This is a genomic window from Pseudomonas sp. 2VD (assembly GCF_005503585.1).
GTDB classification, from domain to species: Bacteria; Pseudomonadota; Gammaproteobacteria; order Pseudomonadales; family Pseudomonadaceae; genus Pseudomonas; species Pseudomonas aeruginosa.
Genome location: NZ_SCND01000538.1, coordinates 1 through 2,761 on the forward strand (window position 1 = coordinate 1; position 2,761 = coordinate 2,761).

Annotated in this window: 4 protein-coding genes; 2 read left to right on the plus strand and 2 right to left on the minus strand. The window is 69.6% G+C overall.

Annotated elements, in window-relative coordinates; genetic code table 11:
* Nucleotides 1-644: B3/B4 domain-containing protein (locus FFS27_RS31245; RefSeq protein WP_137952479.1), on the plus strand; the 644-nt coding region annotated here is incomplete at its 5' end.
* A 27-nt stretch (nucleotides 645-671) separates the two neighbouring features.
* Complete coding sequence (locus FFS27_RS31250; protein WP_003118993.1) at nucleotides 672-1,310, plus strand: FMN-binding negative transcriptional regulator; 639 nt, start codon at nucleotides 672-674, stop codon at nucleotides 1,308-1,310.
* A 3-nt stretch (nucleotides 1,311-1,313) separates the two neighbouring features.
* Here FFS27_RS31250 and FFS27_RS31255 read toward each other — a convergent pair whose 3' ends face one another.
* Nucleotides 1,314-1,781 carry a VOC family protein gene (locus FFS27_RS31255; protein ID WP_003118992.1) on the minus strand — a complete coding sequence of 156 codons (468 nt, stop codon included), beginning with the start codon at nucleotides 1,779-1,781 and terminating at the stop codon, nucleotides 1,314-1,316.
* 25 nt (nucleotides 1,782-1,806) lie between these two features.
* On the minus strand, nucleotides 1,807-2,761 hold a 955-nt coding region (locus tag FFS27_RS31260; RefSeq protein ID WP_256659825.1), incomplete at its 5' end, for a GlxA family transcriptional regulator.

Genomic DNA, 2,761 nt, shown 5'->3' on the forward strand with positions numbered 1-2,761 from the left:
GCCTCACCGTCGAGGCGGCGCCGATCGTTCGTCCGGAAATCGCCGGCCGCGCCGTGGAGCGCGCCTGCCAGGCGCTGGCGCGTGGCGAACCGGACTGGGCCGAGGCGCACCTGGCAGCCTGGGCCGAGGCGTTCCGCCGCTTCGGCGCCAAGCCGCAGCGTACCCCCTGCTCCGCCGAAGCCCTGCGCAAACGCGCGCTGCGCGACGGCGGGCTGCCGAGCATCGACCCGGTGGTGGACCTGTACAATGCCATCAGCGTGCAATTCGCCATTCCGGTAGGCGGCGAGAACCTCGCCGCCTATGCCGGCACGCCGCGCCTGGTGGTCGCCGACGGCAGCGAGACCTTCGACACCCTGAAGAACGGCGAGGCGCTCGACGAATCCCCCGACCCCGGCGAGGTGGTCTGGCGCGACGACCTCGGCGTCACCTGCCGCCGCTGGAACTGGCGCCAGGGCGTGCGCACCCGCCTGGATGCCAGCGCCCGGCGCATGTGGTTCATCCTCGAGAGCCTGCCGGAAATGCCGCTGGCGGCCCTGCACGAAGCGGGCGGCCTGCTGCTCGACGAATTGCGCCTGATGATGCCCGGCATGCGCGCCGACTCGCGCCTGCTGTGCGTGGCGACGGAACCCACCGACAGCGTATAAGGGCCGAGTCCCCGAGGAGAACAGAACATGTACCTGCCTTCGCATTTCGAAGAGTCCGACCCGCAGGCGCTGCACGCGCTGATCCGGGACTATCCGCTGGGCCTGCTGGTCAGCCACGGCGAAGCGGGCCTGGACGCCAACCACCTGCCGTTCGAGCTGAGCCCGGAAAAGGGCGCGCAAGGCACCCTGGAAGCCCATGTCGCGCGCAACAACCCGGTTTGGAGCGAGCTGCGCGACGGCGACGAGGTGCTGGTGGTGTTCCGCGCCGGCGATGCCTACATCTCGCCGCAGTGGTACCCGAGCAAGCAGGAGCACCACCGCCAGGTGCCGACCTGGAACTACCGGGTGGTCCACGCCCACGGCCGGGTGCGGATCCGCGACGACGAACGCTATGTGCGCGGACTGGTGGCGCGCCTGACCCGCACCCACGAGGCGACCCAGGAAACGCCCTGGAAAATGACCGACGGCCCCGCCGACTACATCGACGAGATGCTCCGGCTGATCGTCGGCATCGAAATCGAGATCACCCGCCTGGTCGGCAAGTTCAAGCTCAGCCAGAACAAGGAAGCCCGCGATATACGCGGCGCCAGCGCAGCGCTGCTGGCCCGCGGCGAACAGGCGATCGGCGCGGCCATGGACGATTGCGCCGCCCGGCGCGAGGGCTGAGGTTCAGGCCTCGCCCGGCTGCGGCCGGTGGTGGACGAACTCGACCACCGTGCCGTCCGGCAGCAGCGCATTGAAGCAGGCACCGGTGGGCGCGCGTGCCGGCCCGAAGATGATCTGCGCGCCGGCAGCCAGCAACCGCCGGTGATAGGGCTCGATGTCGTCCACCAGCAGGGTGCCAGTGGTGCTGCGGAACGGCGCCAGCGCCTCGTCGCTGCCCTCCAGCAGGAGGAAGGCGCCGACTGCGGCGAGTGTCAGGCGTTTCTCGGGAAAGTCGAAGCGCATGTCGTGGGCGACGCCCTGCAGGTCTTCGTAGAAAGCGATGGCCGCATCGATGCTGCCCGGTTCCAGGTAGACACGGATGAACACCCGCGGCTCGGCGAAACCGGACGAGTCGTTGACGCGACGCCAGAGAAAAGGCTGGGACATGGCGCAGGACCTCCGCAGGCCAGGGCGAAAGGTCCGTTCTAGCATGCCGGCCGCGTCCGGCGAAACGCCCTCATTTCGTCGAGCGGACGTTGCCGTAGCGCACTTCTTTCGACGGCGGGTAGCCGTAGAAGGCGGTGTAGCACTTGCTGAAGTGGCTGGGCGAGACGAAGCCGCAGGCGACCAGGACCTCCAGCATGGTCAGGTCGGAATGTTGCAGCAGGCGCCGGCACTCGGTGATCCGCAACTCCAGGTAGTAGCGCACCGGCGTGGTTCCGAGCTGCTGCTGGAACAGCCGCTCGATCTGCCGCCGCGAGCGCCCCACGTAGTGGGCGAGCTGCTCCTGGCTGAGCGGTTCCTCGATATTCGCCGCCATCAGGTTGATCACTTCGCGCAGCGGCTCGCTCATCTTCTCGTGCAGGGCCGGGCGCACCCGTCGGTAGCGCGACTCCTCGAAGGCGAGGATATCCACCACCGCCTCCACCAGGTCGCGCCCGTGGCGCCGGGCGATCCACTCCAGCGCCAGGTTGAAGGCGCCGGTGGGGCTGGCCGCGGTCAGGCGGTCGCGGTCGACCATGTAGCTGTCGCTGGTCACCTGGCTGTTGCGGGCGATCTCGGCGAGGGCGGCGCGGTGCTCGGGATGGATGCAGCAGCGGTAGCCATCCAGCAGGCCGGCGTCGCCGAGGAACCAGGCACCGTTCCACAGCCCGGCCAGGGCGACGCCGCGCGCCGCCACGTCCTGCAACGCTTCCCGCAGCGCGGCGGACGAGCGCAGGGGCGTGCGCAAACCGCCGCAGACCACCAGCAGGTCGAGTCCTTGCCGCGCCGCCGAGGCGAGCGCCAGGTCCGGGCAGATCAGCAACCCGAGGTCGCTGGTCACCGGCTCGCCGCTCAGGCTGAAGTTGCTCACCGCGAAGGACTCGCTGCGGATCAGGTTGGCGGTCACCAGGGTGTCCAGCGCCTGGGTGAAGGCCGGCAGGGAAAAGTGTTCGAGCAGCAGGAAGCCCACCCGTGCCCGTGCCGAGCCC

Coding starts and splice junctions, on each gene's coding strand:
- FFS27_RS31250 (WP_003118993.1), top strand. CDS start 672: ATGTACCTGCCTTCGCATTTCGAAGAGTCCGACCCGCAGGCGCTGCAC.
- FFS27_RS31255 (WP_003118992.1), bottom strand. CDS start 1,781: ATGCTAGAACGGACCTTTCGCCCTGGCCTGCGGAGGTCCTGCGCCATG.